The sequence below is a fragment of the Pedobacter sp. AJM genome (assembly GCF_002197755.1).
Taxonomy (GTDB): domain Bacteria; phylum Bacteroidota; class Bacteroidia; order Sphingobacteriales; family Sphingobacteriaceae; genus Pedobacter.
Genome location: NZ_NHOT01000012.1, coordinates 106,177 through 125,721 on the forward strand (window position 1 = coordinate 106,177; position 19,545 = coordinate 125,721).

13 protein-coding genes and 4 tRNA genes are annotated in these 19,545 nt (G+C 43.6%); 5 read left to right on the forward strand and 12 right to left on the reverse strand.

Annotated features, from left to right (window positions below):
* Position 1 precedes the first annotated feature (1 nt).
* Both CBW18_RS18360 and CBW18_RS18365 read left to right on the forward strand, forming a co-directional pair.
* Positions 2-1,777, forward strand: coding sequence for an alpha-keto acid decarboxylase family protein (locus CBW18_RS18360; protein ID WP_216359266.1), 1,776 nt, complete (start codon positions 2-4; stop codon positions 1,775-1,777).
* Between the two features lie 236 nt (positions 1,778-2,013).
* Positions 2,014-3,804, forward strand: coding sequence for an FAD-dependent oxidoreductase (locus tag CBW18_RS18365; RefSeq protein WP_088302841.1), 1,791 nt, complete (start codon positions 2,014-2,016; stop codon positions 3,802-3,804).
* A gap of 116 nt (positions 3,805-3,920) precedes the next feature.
* On the opposite strand, the gene CBW18_RS18370 is transcribed toward CBW18_RS18365, so the two are convergent.
* The 6 genes from CBW18_RS18370 to CBW18_RS18395 all read right to left on the reverse strand — a co-directional run bounded on the left by CBW18_RS18370 (position 3,921) and on the right by CBW18_RS18395 (position 9,567).
* Positions 3,921-5,072 (reverse strand): FAD-dependent monooxygenase, encoded by a 1,152-nt coding sequence (locus CBW18_RS18370; protein ID WP_088302842.1) that lies wholly within the window; start codon positions 5,070-5,072, stop codon positions 3,921-3,923.
* Entirely contained in the window at positions 5,072-7,117 is a 2,046-nt protein-coding gene (locus CBW18_RS18375) for a LodA/GoxA family CTQ-dependent oxidase (protein ID WP_088302843.1), read from the reverse strand. The genes CBW18_RS18370 and CBW18_RS18375 overlap by 1 nt, the downstream gene beginning before the upstream one ends.
* A gap of 18 nt (positions 7,118-7,135) precedes the next feature.
* Positions 7,136-8,113 (reverse strand): ferritin-like domain-containing protein, encoded by a 978-nt coding sequence (locus CBW18_RS18380; RefSeq protein ID WP_088302844.1) that lies wholly within the window; start codon positions 8,111-8,113, stop codon positions 7,136-7,138.
* Positions 8,114-8,138: 25 nt separating this feature from the next.
* Positions 8,139-9,161, reverse strand: a complete 1,023-nt coding sequence (locus CBW18_RS18385; RefSeq protein WP_088302845.1) for a hypothetical protein — start codon at positions 9,159-9,161, stop codon at positions 8,139-8,141.
* A gap of 200 nt (positions 9,162-9,361) precedes the next feature.
* A tRNA-Leu gene (locus CBW18_RS18390) sits at positions 9,362-9,445 on the reverse strand.
* A gap of 49 nt (positions 9,446-9,494) precedes the next feature.
* A tRNA-Gly gene (locus CBW18_RS18395) sits at positions 9,495-9,567 on the reverse strand.
* Between the two features lie 397 nt (positions 9,568-9,964).
* Here CBW18_RS18395 and CBW18_RS18400 point away from each other — a divergent pair.
* On the forward strand, positions 9,965-12,457 hold the full coding sequence (locus tag CBW18_RS18400; protein ID WP_088302846.1) for a glycoside hydrolase N-terminal domain-containing protein: 2,493 nt from the start codon (positions 9,965-9,967) through the stop codon (positions 12,455-12,457).
* A gap of 127 nt (positions 12,458-12,584) precedes the next feature.
* Here the strand turns inward: CBW18_RS18400 and CBW18_RS18405 are convergent, their stop codons facing one another.
* The 4 genes from CBW18_RS18405 to CBW18_RS18420 all read right to left on the reverse strand — a co-directional run bounded on the left by CBW18_RS18405 (position 12,585) and on the right by CBW18_RS18420 (position 14,530).
* Positions 12,585-13,295 (reverse strand): hypothetical protein, encoded by a 711-nt coding sequence (locus CBW18_RS18405; RefSeq protein WP_088302847.1) that lies wholly within the window; start codon positions 13,293-13,295, stop codon positions 12,585-12,587.
* Between the two features lie 425 nt (positions 13,296-13,720).
* Positions 13,721-13,804 (reverse strand) — tRNA-Leu (locus CBW18_RS18410).
* A gap of 70 nt (positions 13,805-13,874) precedes the next feature.
* Positions 13,875-13,947, reverse strand: a tRNA-Gly gene (locus tag CBW18_RS18415).
* Between the two features lie 94 nt (positions 13,948-14,041).
* Positions 14,042-14,530 (reverse strand): regulatory protein RecX, encoded by a 489-nt coding sequence (locus CBW18_RS18420; protein WP_088302848.1) that lies wholly within the window; start codon positions 14,528-14,530, stop codon positions 14,042-14,044.
* 56 nt (positions 14,531-14,586) lie between these two features.
* On the opposite strand from CBW18_RS18420, the gene CBW18_RS18425 reads away from it, so the two are divergent.
* Together CBW18_RS18425 and CBW18_RS18430 are read left to right on the forward strand one after the other, a co-directional pair.
* A complete protein-coding gene (locus CBW18_RS18425; protein ID WP_371566967.1) occupies positions 14,587-17,049 on the forward strand; it encodes a bifunctional UDP-N-acetylmuramoyl-tripeptide:D-alanyl-D-alanine ligase/alanine racemase in 2,463 nt (820 codons plus the stop codon).
* Between the two features lie 373 nt (positions 17,050-17,422).
* A complete protein-coding gene (locus CBW18_RS18430; protein ID WP_088302849.1) occupies positions 17,423-18,013 on the forward strand; it encodes a DUF502 domain-containing protein in 591 nt (196 codons plus the stop codon).
* Between the two features lie 137 nt (positions 18,014-18,150).
* Here CBW18_RS18430 and CBW18_RS18435 read toward each other — a convergent pair whose 3' ends face one another.
* Both CBW18_RS18435 and CBW18_RS18440 read right to left on the reverse strand, forming a co-directional pair.
* On the reverse strand, positions 18,151-18,645 hold the full coding sequence (locus CBW18_RS18435) for a hypothetical protein (RefSeq protein ID WP_088302850.1): 495 nt from the start codon (positions 18,643-18,645) through the stop codon (positions 18,151-18,153).
* 190 nt (positions 18,646-18,835) lie between these two features.
* Positions 18,836-19,543, reverse strand: coding sequence for a TIGR00730 family Rossman fold protein (locus CBW18_RS18440; RefSeq protein WP_029289075.1), 708 nt, complete (start codon positions 19,541-19,543; stop codon positions 18,836-18,838).
* Positions 19,544-19,545: the final 2 nt, after the last annotated feature.

Genomic DNA, 19,545 nt, shown 5'->3' on the forward strand with positions numbered 1-19,545 from the left:
CATGGAAAATTTAACAGACATGACCGTTGCAAAATATTTGGTATTGCGGCTGAAGGAGCTTGGCCTGACCCATTTATTTGGGATAGCGGGTAATTATTCGGCTCCTTTTTTAAATACCATTGATGAAGATGAAAGCGCAGATAAAATAAACATTATAGGCGACACGAATGAAATTAATGCCGGCCATTGCGCCGATGCCTATGCCAGGCTGAAGGGTTTTGCTGCCGTAGCAGTGACCTATGGCGTGGGTGCTTTTACCTTGCTGAATGCTACGGCAGGTTCGTATGTAGAGCATTGCCCGGTACTGGTGATCAATGGTTCGCCCACCAATGCCGATCAGATGAAAAGTATTGGCGAAGGCCTGCTGGCCTCACACATGACCGGCGACATGTATAGCAACATCAACGTATATCGCCATGTTACCGTTGCTGCAGAGCTGGTGATGAGCAGTGTAGATGCACCCTATAAAATAGACGCTGTATTGATGGCCTGCCTGATTTATGGCCGGCCGGTTTATCTCGAGGTTTTTGAAGATGTATGGCGCATGCCTTGTGAAGCACCGAAGCATAAACTGGCGATTAATGGTTATAGGAGTTGCACGCAAAATGCTGTGGAGGCTGCAAAGAAAACGGTAGAACTGATTAAGGAATTTGGTGCGCCCATTTTTTGGGCCGGTGAAGAAATTCAGCGGAAAGGCTTACAGGAAGAATTTCTAAAGTTAGTGGAAGAGACGAAGATTGAATTTACCACTTCCATCATGGGCAAATCAGTCGTTTCAGAAAGCAACCGGTATTTCCGGGGTGTTTTTAATGGCAATGCTTCTCCAAAAGATGTGCAGGAACGGTTTAAGAAAGCCGGTGTCAAAATCGGGCTCGGTGCCTGGACCACAGGTAAAAACCTGGGTGGCTTTAATATTTGGGGGGAGCATACCGTCCTGGCCAACCATTCATCGGTACGGATCGGTGCACAGTTTGAACCCAACGTATCACTGGGCGATTTTATGAGCGAACTGCGCAGGCAACTCAAAGACGTGGCGTATAAACCCCATCATATGTACGATAGTAGTCAGAAAGTGGCCGATGCAACTTTTGTGGTTGAACCACGGAAGAAAGATGCTGATTTGCCAATTACCTACGACAGCTTTTTTGGCCGGATGAATCAATTCATCACGACAGATCATGTGGTGGTTTCTGATTCCGGCTTTTCCTTACTGGGTGCGCAAGGTTTGCGTATTAAAGAAGCCAATGGTTTTGTGGCGCAGGCCTCGTGGCTTTCTATCGGTTATTCGGTACCAGCTGCCGTAGGCGTCAAGTGTGCCTTACCTGAAAAGCAGGTGATTGTTTTTGTGGGTGATGGAGCTTTCCAGGAAACCTGTCAGGCCATCAGCAACCAGGCCAGACTGGGGCACAATACCATTGTATTTGTTCTCGACAACACCATTTATGGGATCGAACAAATGCTCACGAATCCAAACCCTTTCAGGCCGGCCGATAGAAAAATAAATTATCCGGTAGAGCATATGAACGAGGTTTACCCTTATAATAAAATGCACCAGTGGAAATACGCCAAATTAGCAGATGTTTTTGGTGGCAAAGGTTTCGAAGTGTCTACTATGAATGAGCTGGAAGATGTGCTTAAAAAACTTGATGTAAAAGATACCAATTTTATTGTGCATGTGCATTTGCCCGAGGTGGACATTCCGGAAGCCATTGCCTATAAAAATGACCGGCCAGGTGAAGATGAGGTACTGAACAAAGACTGGTCATTATGCGGATAACATCTGATGAGGCTGTTAAAGGCCGGATATAGCGCAAATTCAATACGTCAGCCTCCACATGTTCGTCATGAGGGGCTGACGCTTTTTCAAATCAAACATTACATTCATGTATTCATGCTGATCAATACAGGTTAACAGGCAAAACAGGCTGCTTTTTAAGCCGAAGAATTGTTTAAAAGCGCTCTTTAGCCTGTTATCTTCCGGATCACAACACGTATTTAAATTACAATTTAACGATGTCAAAAATTTTAGACTTCCTCTCTAAGCTGGATGTAAGCTATGAAAACGGCGTTTCGGAGCGCGAGCAGATTCGTCCGTATATAGAAAGTATGCGCAGTCAGTTTGAAGAATTGGCCGATCGGCCGGATATTATAGACACCATAAGCGAAGGATTTCCGCCGTTGCTTCAGATTGAAAAAAAAGAGATCACCTATCAGGGTAAAACCTACTATTATGATCAACAGAGAAAAATCCATAACCGCTATTACCGGTTTATGCCAAAATATATTGCGATGTGTTTTACAACGCAGCATGTACAGAGCATTGTGAAGATGATCCCTTTTTTCGATGGGCCGATCAGGGTTTGTTCCGGCAGACATGATCATGAAGGGGAGTGCATGGGTACAGATGCCCTGGTGATAGACCTTTCTGGTATGAACAGTGTGCAGGTTTTTAATCTGGAAAAGGAACAGGATAACAATTACGCCATCATTGACCCGGGCATCCAGTTTATTGATCTGATTACGCAGTTAAATCAGAATGGGGTAGGGATCCCTCATGGTACCTGCCATTCGGTAAGGGTTGCCGGATTTTCATTTGGTGGTGGCTGGGGGCCATGGACACGCGCCAAAGGCATGGGCTGCGAAAGCCTGGCCGGCGTAACGATTGTTTTAGGTGATGGAACAGTAAAGGAATTATGGGATGAAAAACTGTTGCCCAAAAAAGCAAATGGCGAGCCGGTAGCCAGCATGACCGATGATGACCGGAAATTGCTGTGGGCACTCCGTGGCGGCGGCGGCATGAGCTATGGCATTGTGACCAGTTTAGTCTATAAAACATTTCAGCTTCCCCCTTACACCACCAAATTTACCGTGTCCTGGAAAAATGGAAAGGCATTGGAAATACTGGAAAAGTGGGAAGAAATTATCAGTGGCGACAACCCTGATTTGCTGGGTACAAACTTAAAAATAATGGCTAAATCAGGCGATGATCAATCAACTGGTCAGGGATGCTATTTTTATGGGTATTACCAGAGCAGTGATGTTGACCAAAATGCGATCCGGAAAGTAATTGGCCAATGGTTCCATTCTGATTTGACGCCTGATGATGTGACGTTCCAGGATGGATTATCAGCAGATCCCGGTGAGAATGGATTAAATAGCAACAGTTTCTGGGGCGGTCTTTCTGCCTGGGACCGGGTGATTGACTGGAAAGATAACAGTAATTCACCGCTTCAGTATTCAGGATTGAAAAGCTATGAATTTATTCCGCCAGAGGTTGATGATCCCGCACCGCGGAAAATTACATCAAAGCTGGTGAAGGCAGGTCATGAAGGTGGCGGGCTGGGTAAAGCCGGTCGGGAAATTTTAATTCAAAGTCTGCAGTCTGACTTGCTCGAACAGAAAGGATTTGATGCCGGGTTAGCCTGTTATATCACCCTCGGGGCTATTTCAGGCTCCTTTTATACAGAATATAACAGTGAGATCAATAAAAAGAAAAGAGGTGAATATGATGGCAGTGCATTTCCATACAAAAGCAGTCCCTACACCATACAGTATCAGGTATGGTGGAACCAGAACGGGGTTAATAAACAGGCAGACCAGTATGTAAATAAAGCATTGGACTGGTTGGAATGGTGCCGGGATCTTGATTTTCCGCAAACATACGGTGCATTTATCAGCTTCAAAGATGCCAGCATCCCTACTGCTGTGTATTTTCAGGAGAGTTATGCCAAGCTGAAAGACATCAAGAGAAATTATGCAAATGATCCGTTAAACAGGTTAAGCACCCGCAAAACCATTATTTAACTTTAAAGCCACAAACAGAATTTCCACTCCGGCTGCGGTATGCGGCCGTTTTCCTGGAAGATATGAGTTCTGCTTGTATCTTCCAGGGATGTGAAATCAATTTCAGCTGCTGCAAATTAAGTATTGAATTCCTGCATCATTTTATACGGGTATACTTTAGTCTCTGCCCGTTTCTGCCAGAATACGGATTCCGGCCAGCGTTGTTCTTGCTGGTAGTGTTGATTGCGCTGATCAATATATTGCTGCCAGGAATCGTCAATGTGGTTTTGATACAGCACCGCCGCGCTCATGTCATGGCCATTGCTTTTTAACATGGCCAATGCTGTTTTTCCGGCTTTAATGCCAGTTGAAAGGCTTTTGTAAATGCCCTGCGCCGCAATTGGATCAAAGCAGAGGGCAGCATCGCCGGCAGCCAGCCAATGTTTTCCATACACTTGTTCCAAACGGGAGGAGTAGACCGGAAATTTATAAAAGCAATGATCGCTTAGCGCAACCGGCGCTAAATGGGCAGCAAGGAGTTGGGTTTGGCTAATGCCTTTGGAAAAATTTTCAGCCATAGCCATATTGATTCGCCGGAGCACCGGGGCTTCGGTGATATACATACTGACCAGTTTATCTTGCGGTAGTTTGGCTGCATACCACCATCCGTTTTGATCTGCTTCTAACAGGGTTTGGGCAGTCAGTTTTCCGGCGTTGATGGAACTGAACCTGAGTAAACCGATCAGTTGATCCTGAAGATGTGTTTTGATGCCTAACGAACGGGCAAAGTGCGCACCAGGTCCGGATGCATCGATCACCATTTTTGCACGTAAGCTGTAATTTTGCCGTTTAACACGGTCATACAGGGTAAGCTCAAAACCATCGAGAGCGGGTTGCCGGCTCAGGTATTGTGTTTCCCAGGCGATAGTGGTTTGATGCCGGCTTACCGCTTCCACCAGCATGCAGTCAAATACCGGCCGGTTTAGCCGCCACGGCGGACCCATCGGGTCAAGTACCGAATCATTAAATCCGGCCAGGTGACGCCCCCAAACCGATACATGACCAGGATAGGCAAAATGGTTTGCACGGTCAAAAATGTCCCTTAAACCTAAAAAACTGATGCAAGACAGGGCGGCGGGTGGGATGCTTTCCCCCGCCCTGATCTTGTCAGCCTTTCCCGAATCGATAACCAGCACCTGTACATCAGCATGTTTTTTCAGGGTTATGGCTGCTGCAAGCCCGGCCGGCCCGGCTCCAATGATCACTACATCATATGCTGCGCTCCGCATCAAATGGGGTTGTTGGCAGAAGGACTGGTGTTAAAGGGCCACTCCAGTGCCGGGTTATCCGGTATGATGGTTTCATCAAACTGGTTTTGTACCTCAAGGTAATAATCCGGATCGTAGTCAGGTCCAATCACCGTACCCTGCACAACAATGCCCAGCTTATCCCAGTCTTTTACAGATTGATTGGCTTTCTGGAAAGTACTGGCACTTTTAGTATCCAGCGAATAAGTGCCTTTTCCCCTGATGGCCCATTGCTGTTTAGGTAAAACATTATTAACCACCTGGTTGGATACGTAAACCGCATCAGGCCGTTGTGCGGGCCACGACCAATACAGGGTTGTACCATTGCCATTCGTTTTATTTACGCCGCTGGTATTAATACTTGGCTGGTGTATGGAACAGGAATTATAGTCCGTTTGCCAGGGTATGGCCATGAACTTGGTCATGTCACCGGGCTCCAGACCACTCAGGTCTTCCTGCAGCGGAAACCATCCGGCAGTTAAAAATGGCGCTTTATTCGCTGAAGCATAATTTAGGGGGCTGGCTTTCAATCTGAACGGTCCTGCGCCGGTTGTTTGCCAGTCTTGCTGGTAGATATCTGTTGATCTCACGATATAACTCATTTCAATGCCGGGTACATACCGGCCGCCGAGGCAGTTGCTCAGGGATGCCATATCCAGGTATTCACCCTTGCCGAGCTGCTGGCCCTCACCATCAATAAATTGGTGCCTGCTCCATTGTTCCAAAAAGAAATACTGGGTTTTGGTCACCGTCAGGAAGGATGTTCCGGCATCACCCACTGATAAAGGCATGAGCGGTACACCGGTGTTCACTTCAGACTGTGGGGTACCTGTAAGGTTCGGATTTCTGATAAAATTCAGTCCGGCCATGATGGTTTTGTCAGGGTTGTCCGCGCCGGTGATGGCATCCACGGCTTCATGTGCTTTAACGGCCATTCGGGGTAGGTTTACGGTCCAGCGTTGCAGTAACGCAGCCCTGAATACCGGCCTCACCATGCTTTCAAATGCCGGGAGAAAGGCCGGATTAAAACTTTCGGCATCAAACAGTTCCGGCTGCAGGTTCATTTCCCTTACCCAGGTATCATAAACATCATCCCAGGTGGAAACAACATTGCGGATCTGCGGCGCATAAGCCGGATCGCAGCAAACCACCCAGGCATTAAAAGCCTCCTGAAAGCTGCCATCTTCAAAGACAATGGTGGCAGATACAGGCCCATCGGCAGCGTCATCATACCAGCTGGCGTTATTAAGATCGCCTGTGCAAGGTACCGGATCGCCATATTCATCTATTCCTGCAGCGGTATGGCCATGAGCAGCCAATACCAGTAATCTGCCTTGCTCGTCTGTTAGTACCTCACCCAATGAATCGAGTTTGCCAGCGGGGTAATGCAGTTCGCCGGCAGGGAAGGTGACCGGATAGGCGGTGATTTCCTCAATCTTTCCATTTGAACAGTAACTGGCCGGGGTTTTTGCATTGAATTTGGCTTTATTATTCGCAATGGCGGAAACAGCCCTCGGACCAGGATCAATCACCAGGTTTCTTAAGCGGATCGGGTCTGCTACAGTACCTGTTGTACCGTATACCTGCGGGTTGCGCAATTGCGGAAAACCGTCCTGGAATGCATTGATACCCACCAGCGGTACCACATTGTAGGAAGCAGCCTTTTTATTGGCCAGGTGCACCGTCCAGATGATATCTTTAACCACCCGTCCGTCAGCAAGCGTGGTCCCCTTAACTACTTCCGCAGGTTTGGCGGGGCAGGGATAAGCATCAGGTCCGTCTAATTCATAATAATATAAGCGGAAGCGGGCCGCCTGTCTTTTAAGGTAACCATCCTCATCGCGAAGGTCGGTCGCCGCTATGACTTCATTTTCCGTTCCTGGTTTAATAGGCAGTCCTCCCGTCGTTGCCGAACCCGCCAGCGGCAAGCCGGCACTGGTTTCTGGCGAAAGATAATACGCTTTACTGGTGCCTATGCGCGCAAAATTAATGGTAGGGTGTATGCGGAATACTTTATTTACTGACATGGTTTGAATCTTTTAAGGTTAACTGAATTGTGGGGTCACGCCGTTTTTCCAGCAGTTTTGAATGGCTGCGCCTACGCTGACCATGGCGGGTATAAAATCATCCGGGTTTTCGCCAACAAAAAGGGCATCAAGCCGGTTACGCAGTTTATTAAAGTTCTCTTTTAATATTTCGATCAGTTGCCGGTCGTAATCGGTATAATCGCTTAGCGGTTTAAATGCATAGGTATCCTGTAGCGATGTATTGTTTTTGATCTGTTCAAATTTTTCAAAATGATCAGCGCTTTGTTCCGGGTCATCTGCCGTGTTCTGGAAATTCGCGATCAGCGGATCATTGCCCTGGCTGGCATTTGAACCTTCTCCCTGATCAGTGATCAGATCAATCAGCATACTCACCTGGTTGAAACCGGCATTTCCGTTTTCGGTGATTGTCATACCTGGCATGAGCCTGTAATAAGCCGAAAAATAGTTTACCTGGTTTACACCGCCCTTAATGCGGTCTTTAAAAAGGCTGGCGCCATAACGCAGTGCACGGTAGAAATCGCCAATATTGGCATATTCCTTTATATTTTGTTTGAGCGATGGCTGGGTCGCAGAATCCCATTCCGGATATTCAATCAGGCACATGGCATTGATCCGGGACATATCCAGCGGACCTATTTCGGCAGTGTAGGGCTGATAGTTTTGCGTAGGATTTGGTACATCCAGGTTAAAATCAAGATGTGGAATAGTCTGTCCTTCATAAACAGGCATGCTGATTTTAGGACGATAACCATAGGCATTGCCGATATTCGCGACGCATTGTAAATGCAGCATCTCCTGGTGAAGAACAGATTGGATCAGCTGAAACGGTTCTGCGCTGCGGTTCACAACAGAATACATGGCCGACATGTAAAAAGGAATCGTCCACAGCTCCAGGTCTGCGGCGTATTGGATATGTTCATAGAGGTGTTTCAGATTCCAGTGCGGATCTGCTACAGCTAAATTTTCAGTAGACATGGTTGAGGTTTTAAACGGTGAATGGTTATTGAAAACGGGCAACGGTAATGGCAGCTACCACCAGTTCGTCTGCCAGCTGGCTTAAGCCGGTGACATAATGAGGGCGTTCTTCGGGGCCAAACACAAATCCCACAGGCTGATCCTGTTCGTTGGCCAGTAGCAGTAATTCACCATAGCCGATGCCACAGCTCTGCGGATTGCTGTTTCTCCTGGAATCGTTGAAATGTAAAGAGCCTCCCGCATCCGTACTGTCATAAACGGAAATGCGGTAAACCTGTTTGACAAAGCTTTCCGGGTTAAGCACTTCATCAAGTGGTACACGTTCTGGTACCGCAGTAAGCACCATGAAATGGCCGTTAGAATGTCCGGCAGTATAACCAAAGGATACAATATCTCCGGCTTGTGCAGTAGATAGTCCGCTCTGCGATTCACCGGTATAGGTTTTGAGTGGCTGATTCAGTTTTTGAGATTCCTCGTTTTCAGCTTCCTGAATGGTGCTTGCGGATATACAACCCGCAACATAACTCCACCGGCCTGGTAAAAGTACCGGGAAGGCAATCGCGATTTCCAATGCCGTGGGTACAATTCCAGGTGCAGCAAAATGGATCGCATCAAAATCAACCTGTTGATGTAACAGGCTATAGGCATTGTTTTGCGGATCATTACTGCCCACAGCAGTGATGACACGGCAGCCAAACCCCACACAATCTAGTGTGCCGGTAAATGTACCGCCGCCAGCACCTGTAACCGGAGTAAATACCGCATCAGGATATAAGGGTTTCGGCCATACCGGTTCAAAAGCCGCAGGGGTTTCGGTGTAATAATTTTCGCCTGACGAATTGGGACCGGGATTAATGTAATTGGTCAATACAGTAAAGGCTATGTTGTTGAAACTTACGGTTTCGCCACTCACGGTTACATCCGGAATACTGATATTGCCCTGGGCAACAAGGTAGGGGGTTGACACCGCAAAAGATGCCTCGGCTGTACTGTTGAAAAAATCGGAATTGTAGGCCTCCGGCCCGGCAAAATAATTGATAGGTAACATGTTGTTTGAGATTTGTTAATTTATAATTGAAAGTATTAACAAAAAAATACAAATGCAAATTTTATAGTCACTTAATCGTTCGGGCTGGATTGACCATTTGGGATATCCCTTTTTAGGGGGATTGAGCTTAGCTGACTGCTAAAAAGTTAAAGGAAATAAAAATGGGAAGTCACATCTTTTAGCATGTGCTTCCCATTAAGTACTCGGGGCGGGAATCGAACCCGCACGCCTTTGAAAGCACAGGATTTTAAGTCCTGCGTGTCTACCAGTTCCACCACCCGAGCAGGCGATTAACCTTTTAAAATAAATGCCTCCTGGTAGGAAGGCATTTAGAGCGAAAGACGAGATTCGAACTCGCGACCCCGACCTTGGCAAGGTCGTGCTCTACCAACTGAGCTACTTTCGCATGATAATACAATCGCTGTATTCCCTTTGGGGTTGCAAATATAGGAATATAAATAGCACATGCAAAAATAATTTATAAAATTTTAATTTCAAGGTTAATTGAGTTTCAAATTGAATTTTCAGATGCTTTCATAAACTGCGGTGAAGATTTTGTAAATCAATAATGCGGAATTTCAGCTATGTTGAAAACCATGAAATTGTTAAACAAAATGCCTGCAATTAATAAGCATTAATGTATAAAGATTTATATATTGAGCACCTTTAAATGAAATTACGCAGATCAGGCATATGCATGCTGTAAGCTACATTTCAGCCCGGTGTTAAATTGTTTATTCTGATTTACACAATGGGAAAAAATTAGAACCTGATGTTTTGATATGAGAAATAGGTTAATCCAAATGCAAAAATTTAACTTCAATAAGTTTATAGCCGTTACCTTGTCAGTTGTTTTAGTGCTGATTGTCAGCACTAAAAAATCCTTTGCACAGCAAAACCTTAAACTTTGGTACCAGCAGCCGGCTGAAAAATGGGTGGAGGCACTCCCTTTAGGGAACGGTAAACTCGGGGCAATGGTATATGGCAAGGTAGATGAAGAACTACTACAGTTAAACGAAAGCACCTTATGGAGCGGTGGACCAGTTCCGCAATCCGTTAATCCTGATGCTTTGAAATATCTGCCGCAAATCAGGGAGGCTTTGTTACAACACCAGGATTATGGCCTGGCAGATCAGTTGACCAGGAAAATGCAGGGCTATTACTCCCAGTCTTATCTGCCAATGGGAGATGTCATCATTAAACAGGATTTAAAGGGCCAGAAACCAACGGCATACCGGAGGGCATTGAGCCTGGATAGTGCTTTAACCACCACCTTATTTACTGTTAATGGTGTACAATATTCTCGCAGGGCATTCATTTCTGCTCCCGACCAGGTCATGGTAATCAGGCTTCAGGCCAGTAAAAAGGGTGCATTAAATTTCTCTATAGCCGCAAATAGCCTGTTGAAATACCATCAAAATATTGGTGATGGCGGTGAAATGATTGTACAGGGAAAAGCTCCGGCAAATGTATTGCCAGTTTATTATAACCCTGAAAAGGTGGAGCCCATAACCTATAATGATACTTCAGGCTGCAAGGGCATGCGGTTTCAGTTCAGGATAAAAGTGGTTTCTGCTGATGGAAAAATTTTTTCAGGTAAAAATTTAATTGAACTTAAAAATGCTTCGGATGCTACCATCTATATTACGGCAGCAACCAGTTTTAACGGCTTTGATAAATGTCCGGACAGTGAAGGCCTTGATGAAGATAAAATTGCCGGGGAAAGACTTCAGGCTGCGGTGAAAAAGACATATACCGATTTAATGAAGAGCCACCACCAAGACTATACGCACTATTTCAATCGGGTATCACTGCAACTGGGTAAGGATAAGAACAAGGTGCAAAGCCAGCTGCCTTCTGATTTAAGGTTAAAAGCCTATTCTTCCGGAACACCAGATCCGGAACTGGAAACTACCTATTTCCAATTCGGAAGGTATCTTTTGATTTCCGCATCACGTCCCGGAGGTCCGCCGGCAAATCTTCAGGGTATCTGGAATAATATGGTGCGGCCGCCATGGAGCTCCAATTACACCATTAACATCAATGCACAAATGAACTACTGGCCTGCTGAGGTTACCAATTTATCCGAAATGCATCTTCCGCTGCTCGATTTTATCGGCAATTTAGCACAAACAGGTAAGTCTACTGCAAGGCAGTTTTATGGCGCCAGGGGATGGGCAGCTAATCACAATTCAGATATCTGGGCATTGAGCAATCCGGTAGGCGATTTTGGTGCCGGAGATCCTTTATGGGCCAACTGGCCGATGGGTGGGAACTGGCTTTGCCAGCAACTGTTTGAACATTATCAATATACGCAGGACAAGGATTTCCTGAAAAAAGCTTATCCCATTATGAAGTCTGCTGCAGCATTCAGCCTCGACTGGCTGGTTCCGACTAAAGACGGCTACCTGGTTACGGCGCCTTCCACCTCACCTGAAAATGCTTTTTATGATCAAAACAGGAAGGCACAGTCCGTATCCATTGCCACTACAATGGATATGTCCATCATTCGCGATCTTTTCAGTAACGTGATCAAATCGGCACAAATCCTAAACACAGACCTGGATTTCCGGGATACATTGCAGGCCAAAATCAAAAAGCTTTATCCATTGCAGATTGGAAAAAACGGACAATTGCTGGAATGGTATCAGGATCTTGAAGAAACCGATATTCATCACCGCCATGTATCACACCTTTTTGGTCTTTATCCGGGGAAAGAAATTACGCCGGATCAGCCTGAATTTTTTAAGGCAGCGGCAAAATCGCTATCCATTAGGGGGGATGACGGAACAGGGTGGAGCAGGGGCTGGAAAATTAACTGGTGGGCGAGGTTAAAAGATGGTGATCATGCCTACCTGCTGTTGCGGAAATTATTAAATTATGTGGATGCCAATGAAAAATCAAAAGGAGGTACCTACGCCAATTTCTTTGATGCACATCCGCCATTTCAGATTGACGGGAATTTTGCCGGAACAGCAGGCATTGCAGAGATGCTTTTGCAGAGTTATAATGGCGCTATTGAACTGTTGCCGGCTTTGCCATCGGCCTGGAAAGATGGTATGGTATCTGGCCTAAAGGCAAGAGGAGGTTTTGAGGTGGATATGAAATGGCAGGATGGCCGGTTGCTTTACGGCAAGATTACTGCTGAAAAAGGCGGGGTTTGTGTGGTGAAAGCTGCACATCCCTTCAGGTTGAAACACCTGAAGCTTCTATCTGAAAAATCGGGAAATGGCTATGAACTTACATTTAGTACAAAACCGGGAAAACGCTATGACATCCTTCCATTGATAAACTAATTTATTAAAAACCAGTTATTGATCAGGCAGGCATTTGCAGAACGAGCCTAAAAGATTAAGTTTTTTGAATTTGCTGACAAAGTATAGTTGAAAGGCTATTTTGCTTTCGGAAACGCGACTTTTATTTTTAAATTATTGATCTGAATACATGTTTTTCAGCTTCACATACCTCCATAAACGCTTGTCCGAAAGTGGTATAACAATAGCGGCATTCTTTCAATTCTACATCAGCACCTGAAGAATTGGTCTGGATAAATATTTTATCTTCTTTTTTCAGGCTAAACGGAAACCGGATTTCCTCCAGCAGGCCGAGACCAATCAGGTTGACGATTTCATGCCGCTCCAGTGTACTTACAGGAATTATTCGCGCCTTATGTAAACGGTCAGAAAGCACGTTATATCTTCTATGGTGTTGTAAATTGTTTATTTCATATTGAATGGCGGAAATTTCATCGGCGGTTTTCACAGCTGCTGTGCTAATATGCGTGTCATTGATCATCGCAATTTTTGAGAAAAATTCCTGATGCGATTTCAGCCTTTTTTTTAGTTCTTTTACTTTTTGTTCTACCATGTGCCGTATTTTTTCCATCTCTTTATTTAAGTGATGTACTCGCATACTCATTTCCAGGAAAGAAGTTTTTAAAAAGATAAATTCCTTATTTGAAATCTGGTTAATTAAATTATGGAAGATGTAATTGACGTTGTTTAACTTCGAATCTATTCCTTTAGTTGTTGCCGGAGACCACATATTTCCTGAAGGCTCATGCTTTCTAATCCCGCCCGCCTCTAAAAACGAAATGGGCAAATTAAGATCTGGTATATCTGAGATAAACTCCATGGGATTAGCGAGTAATATTACAGCTTTTGATCTGTTACAACATTTGACTAAATGATAATTTATAAAATTATATACCCTAAACAGGAAAATAATGGTTTTATATTTACCTTATGCAAACGATTGTTATATGAGACTTACTTTACTGGAATAATTTGACAACTATAATTTAACTGTTCAAATATAGTCTTAGTAAATTTACAAAATACATATTGATGGTCAGTATTTGACATTTGTCAAAATGAAAAGATGATATATGAGAAAGTGATGAGATTATCATGATGATTAGTCCGTAAAAATCGGAGATCTGCATGAATATTCATCCTGATCCAGCCCGTGTTCCCAGCTTTTTTTGATTGATCCAAAAACTCAAGTAAACAAAAAAACCTTCCATTACTGAAAGGTTTCCTGTTTCGATTTTTTTGAAGTACTCGGGGCGGGAATCGAACCCGCACGCCTTTGAAAGCACAGGATTTTAAGTCCTGCGTGTCTACCAGTTCCACCACCCGAGCATTAGTCTATCCGGATCCCCGGTAAGATTAATGTTTTAAAATAAATGCCTCCTGGTAAGAAGGCATTTAGAGCGAAAGACGAGATTCGAACTCGCGACCCCGACCTTGGCAAGGTCGTGCTCTACCAACTGAGCTACTTTCGCATGAAACAAAACTGATATGCCGTTTCGTTTTGGTGATGCAAATATAGACAGATTTATATTTCTGTCAAGGGATTTTTTATTAAAAATTTAATATTTAATTTAAATTGCTGTCTTTCAGTACAAGTAAAATTAAATCATTTTCAAATCCGCGCCCCTGAAGGTAGGTCATCAGCTTCATTTTTCTTTTTAAAGGGTGCGATTCGGTTAAGGTATCTGCTTTTCTGATCGCCAGATTTTCTAAAGTCTGCAGGTAATCCTCCTCATCCAAACTATACAGTGCCTTTTGCATGATCTTATCCGGAACGCCTTTCAGTTTTAAGCCCTGTTTAATTTTAAGGCGCCCCCATTTTTTTATGTTAAATTTCCCTGAAGCATACGATTTTGCAAATCTTTCTTCATTCAAAAAATTGTTGACAATCAGTTCTGATAAAATCTCTTCCAGCTCATCCCCACGCATACCCCATTCAACAAGTTTATAACGGACTTCCTTTTGAGAACGTTCCTGGTAAACACAAAAACTTTCTGCTTTGGCCAATGCCTGTTTTTTATCTAATATTGCTGTCTCTTGTTTGCCGCTTTTCATAATTAATTGATGAAATTCGCAAAAAATAATGGCGATTAACGTATTTTTTGAATAATATGATGCATAACCCGATATATACCATTTCCAGAATTGCAGAAATTCTTGGTGCTGAAGCCCGTTTAGGTAATGAAGAACTTAGCATTCAGTACCTGGTGGTGGATAGCCGTTCGGTGATGGTTCCGGAAAATTCCTTGTTTTTTGCTTTATCGGCACACCGGAACGGGCACGAGTTTATTAAAGATGCTTACCAGAAACAGGTCAGGAATTTTGTGGTAACCGAACAGGGGTATATTGCATCATATCCTGATTGTAACTTCATCCTGGTAGAAAATGCTTTGGCTGCACTGCAGTTACTGGCTGTAGCACACCGTCAGCATTTCCATTTAAAAACCATAGGCATCACCGGAAGCAATGGAAAAACAATCGTAAAAGAATGGTTGTATCAGCTTTTGGCTGTTGATTTTAATATCATCCGGAGTCCGAAGAGTTATAATTCGCAAATTGGGGTGCCACTATCTATCTGGCAAATCAATGCCGGCCACCAGTTGGGTATTTTCGAAGCCGGCATCTCTGCTGTGGGTGAAATGGAAACCCTGGCCAAAATTATTCAGCCACAAATCGGGATTTTAACCAATATTGGTGAAGCACATGCGGAAGGCTTTGCTTCAAGAAAAGAAAAGCTGACCGAAAAACTCAAGCTTTTTACAGCATGCGAACTGCTGATTTACTCACCGGATGACATTGCTGAAATTGATTTGCCGGTATTGCCGGGGCAGAAGAGGTTTAGCTGGAGTGGCATACAAGGTGCTGATCTTCGTGTTATTGAGGTAGAACATGGTATATCAGGCAGCCACTTACGGGCAATCTACCAGAATCAGGAAATCAGCTGCAGCTTGCCATTTAAAGATCAGGCATCAATAGAAGATGGCATTATTTGCTGGGCCACTTTACTGGCCATGGGCTATTTACCTGAACAAGCCGGTTCACGATTGGAAAAACTGACGCCGGTAAGCATGCGACTGGAACTGAAAAATGGCATTAACCAGTGTTCCATAATCGATGATTCTTACAGTGCTGATATTTCATCACTGGTTATCGCACTTGATTTCCTGAACCAGCAAAATCAGCACACTAAAAAAACAGTTATCCTTTCCGAGATATTTGAAACCGGTAAAGAAGATTTGGTTTTATACACTGAAATAGCTGGTTTACTGCAGCAGAAAAGGATTAACCGTTTCATTGGAATCGGAAAACAGATGGCCGGATATGCGGAACTTTTTCAGTGCGAAACCCACTTTTTTGATGATACCGATGCTTTTTTACAGGCTTTTCCCGGCTTACAGTTTAACCACGAAACCATTTTGGTAAAGGGTGCCCGGCGTTTCGAATTTGGCAGGATCAGTAAGATCCTGACGCAGAAAATACATGATACAGTATTGGAGATAGATCTGAATGCCATGGTGGCGAACCTCCAGTTCTATCGTGCTAAACTTACGCCTGGCGTAAAAATAATGGCTATGGTGAAAGCTTTTTCATACGGAAGCGGAAGTTTTGAAATTGCCAATCTCTTGCAGTTTCATAAAGTAGATTATCTGGCGGTGGCTTATGCAGATGAAGGAATTGCCTTAAGGAAAGCGGGCATCACCCTGCCCATCATGGTGATGAGTCCGGAAGAATCTGCTTTTGAAGCCATTATCAAACACCATTTAGAACCCGAAATTTATAGCCTTGGCGTGCTGAATAGTTTTTTAAATGCGCTTCCTGAAGATATTCTGCATTATCCGGTTCACTTAAAAATTGATAGCGGTATGCACCGTTTAGGCTTTGACGAAACAGAAATTGATGATCTGGTGAAGTTGCTTAAAGATAACCTGCTGATTAGGGTGCAAAGTATTTTTTCTCACCTGGTGGCCAGCGGGGAAGCAGCGCATGATGATTTTACCCGTCAGCAAATAAATATCTTTGATCTGGCCGCAAAAAAACTGATCCGTGTTTTAGGTTATCAGCCGCTATTGCACATCGCTAATACTTCAGGCATCAGCAGGTGGCCCGACAGCCAGCTGGACATGGTTCGCTTAGGAATCGGCCTTTATGGATTTGATGCCGGTTTGCAGCAGAATCAGGGTCTGCAAACGGTAATGGTTTTAAAAACGACCATCACCCAGGTCAAAAACATAGCACCCGGCGAAAGTGTGGGCTACAGCAGGAAAGGCTGGATGCCCAATGGCGGTAAAATAGCAACGGTAAAAATTGGTTATGCAGATGGCTATAGCCGTGCATTTGGAAATGGCGTAGGGAAGATGTTAGTCAACGGACAATTGGTACCCACTATTGGCTCCGTTTGTATGGACATGACCATGCTGGATATCACAGGTTTAGAAGTAAAAGCCGGAGATGAGGCCATTGTTTTTAATCAGGAACATACCATTATGCAACTGGCAAATGATACAGGTACCATTCCATACGAGATTTTAACCAATATTTCTCAGCGGGTTAAACGGGTTTATTTTTATGAATAAATCGGTTCATTTGTCATTGGTTCAATAGTTCATTGGTCTGGATGCAGGTAACCTGGTTCATTTGTCATTGGTTCAATAGTCATTAGTTTGGATGCAGATAACCTGGTTCATTTGTCATTTGTCAATAGTCATTAGTCTGGATGCAGGTAACCTGGTTCATTTGTCATTGGTTCAATAGTCATTAGTCTGGATGCAGATAACCTGGTTCATTTGTCATTGGTTCAATAGTCATTAGTTTGGATGCAGATAACCTGGTTCATTTGTCATTAGTTTGGATGCAGATTATAAGCCATGCTAACCAATGAACCAATGACTATTGAACTAATAAACCATTCACTACCGACTATTGAACATTTTTAAATAAATTTGCAGCATGAACAAAATCGGGAAAGCTATTTTAAACTATTTGATCAAAGGTTTATTAATTGTGGTACCCATCGCTGTGAGTATCTTTATTGTGGTCTGGGCGGTTACCACTGTAGATAGCTGGCTGAATGTCAATAATATACTTGGGGTTAATCCGCAGACGGGTGAAAGCAGGAACATCCCTGGTTTAGGCTTGTTAACTGTTTTAACCATTATTCTACTGGCAGGTATTTTTGTAACTAATCTCGTTACCGAGCCGATGTACAATTGGTTCCAGAGGATGATGCAGCGCTTGCCTTTACTTAATTTCATCTACTCTTCTATTAAAGATTTAACTGAAGCGTTTGTGGGCGATGAAAAGAAATTTAATCACCCGGTATTGGTGGAGGTAGAAGGTGGATTGAAAAAGATTGGTTTCCTTACACAGAACGATCTGCATAAACTGAATTTACCTGACGATGTTGCGGTTTATTTTCCTTTGTCGTACTCTTTTGCAGGTCAGCTTTGTATTGTGAAAAGAGAAAAAGTGAAAGATCTGGATATGAGTGCTGCCGATGCGATGAAACTAGTGGTAAGTGGTGGTGTGAGCGGACTCTGAGTATTTAAAAGCGGGACCTACAGGTGGTTGAATAGAGAAATTAAACGCTCAATTAATTGCCATGTTGAATGTCATAACCCATTGGATGCGTTAAAAACTGAACCATTTGGTCTTAATCATTTAAATTAAAAAAGCATTTAAAAAATGTTCCGTGCGAAGGATAGGAAAACCATCAGCAATATAAAAGCATAAAGTATCCTGATATAATATTCCCGGATGAATAATCCCGCCACCATTACTAAATCATCTTCCGTATTGCTGTGGATCAAGCCACTGCCCGAAGCTGAATTATAAATAATCTGCTTATTTTTATGATCATTCACTGACCATCTGCTGAACCAGCTGTTCTGAAAACTCCAGTCAAATTCATCACCGCTGGTACAAAATATTCTGGCCTTAAACCCCAGCCAGTCATAGCGGATGACCGCCAGAACTTCATTTTTGTTATTGAGGATTTTCGACTCCGGAGTGGAGTACCCTTCACTTTTTAAAAGGTAAATTCCTGATTGTGTGGTGGCAATGGCAGAGTTTTTTAAAGAAAAGAAATTTAAAGAAAATTTTAATAACATATCTTCAAATACCTGGTAATTACTATCAAGTAAGCCTTTTCTCCAATTCAGTATTTTCTCCATCACAACAAGGTTTTGCTTTAAGACTGCCGAATAAACGAATCGTTACAGAAAAAGTTTGTAAATAAAAAAGTGCCTGTAAAACAAGCACCTTTTTGATAATGATTTGAATTTTCAAGGATTGAAGAGAATATGCTTCAACATCCAAATCCTGAAAAACCTCAAATTCTTTTAATCCTGTTCTTTATCTGTTCTAGAAATTAGGTTTCAATACATATTTATCATAGAACCTGAAAATGTGCTCTGCGGCTTCTTCGGCTGTATCTACCAACCTGAACAGGTTCAGATCTTCCTCATGGATATTATGTTCTTTTTGTAGCATGGTACCTTTAATCCAGTCGATTAAACCGCTCCAGTAATCCTTGCCCAATAATACAATCGGGAAACGTGCAATTTTACCCGTTTGGATCAACGTTAAAGCTTCAAAAAGCTCATCCATGGTACCAAAACCGCCGGGTAAAACCACAAAACCCTGGCTGTATTTCATAAACATTACCTTGCGGACAAAGAAATAATCAAATTCCAGTAATTTGTTATGGTCAATATATTTATTGTGAAACTGTTCAAAAGGCAGTTCGATATTAAGCCCTACCGATTTACCGCCATTGGTATGTGCACCTTTATTTCCGGCTTCCATGATACCCGGGCCACCGCCTGTAATCACGCCATAACCACGATCAGTTAAAAGTTTACCGCATTGTTCTGCCAGTTGATAATACCTGTTGGTTTCTGCCGTCCGGGCTGACCCATAGATGGTTACGCAGGGACCGATTTTAGCCAGTTTTTCGAAGCCATCTACAAACTCCGCCATTATTTTAAAAATTTGCCAGGAATCCGTTACTTTAATTTCCTGCCAGTCCTTATTTTCAAAGGCACTTCTTATTTTTTCTTCACTCGTCATAT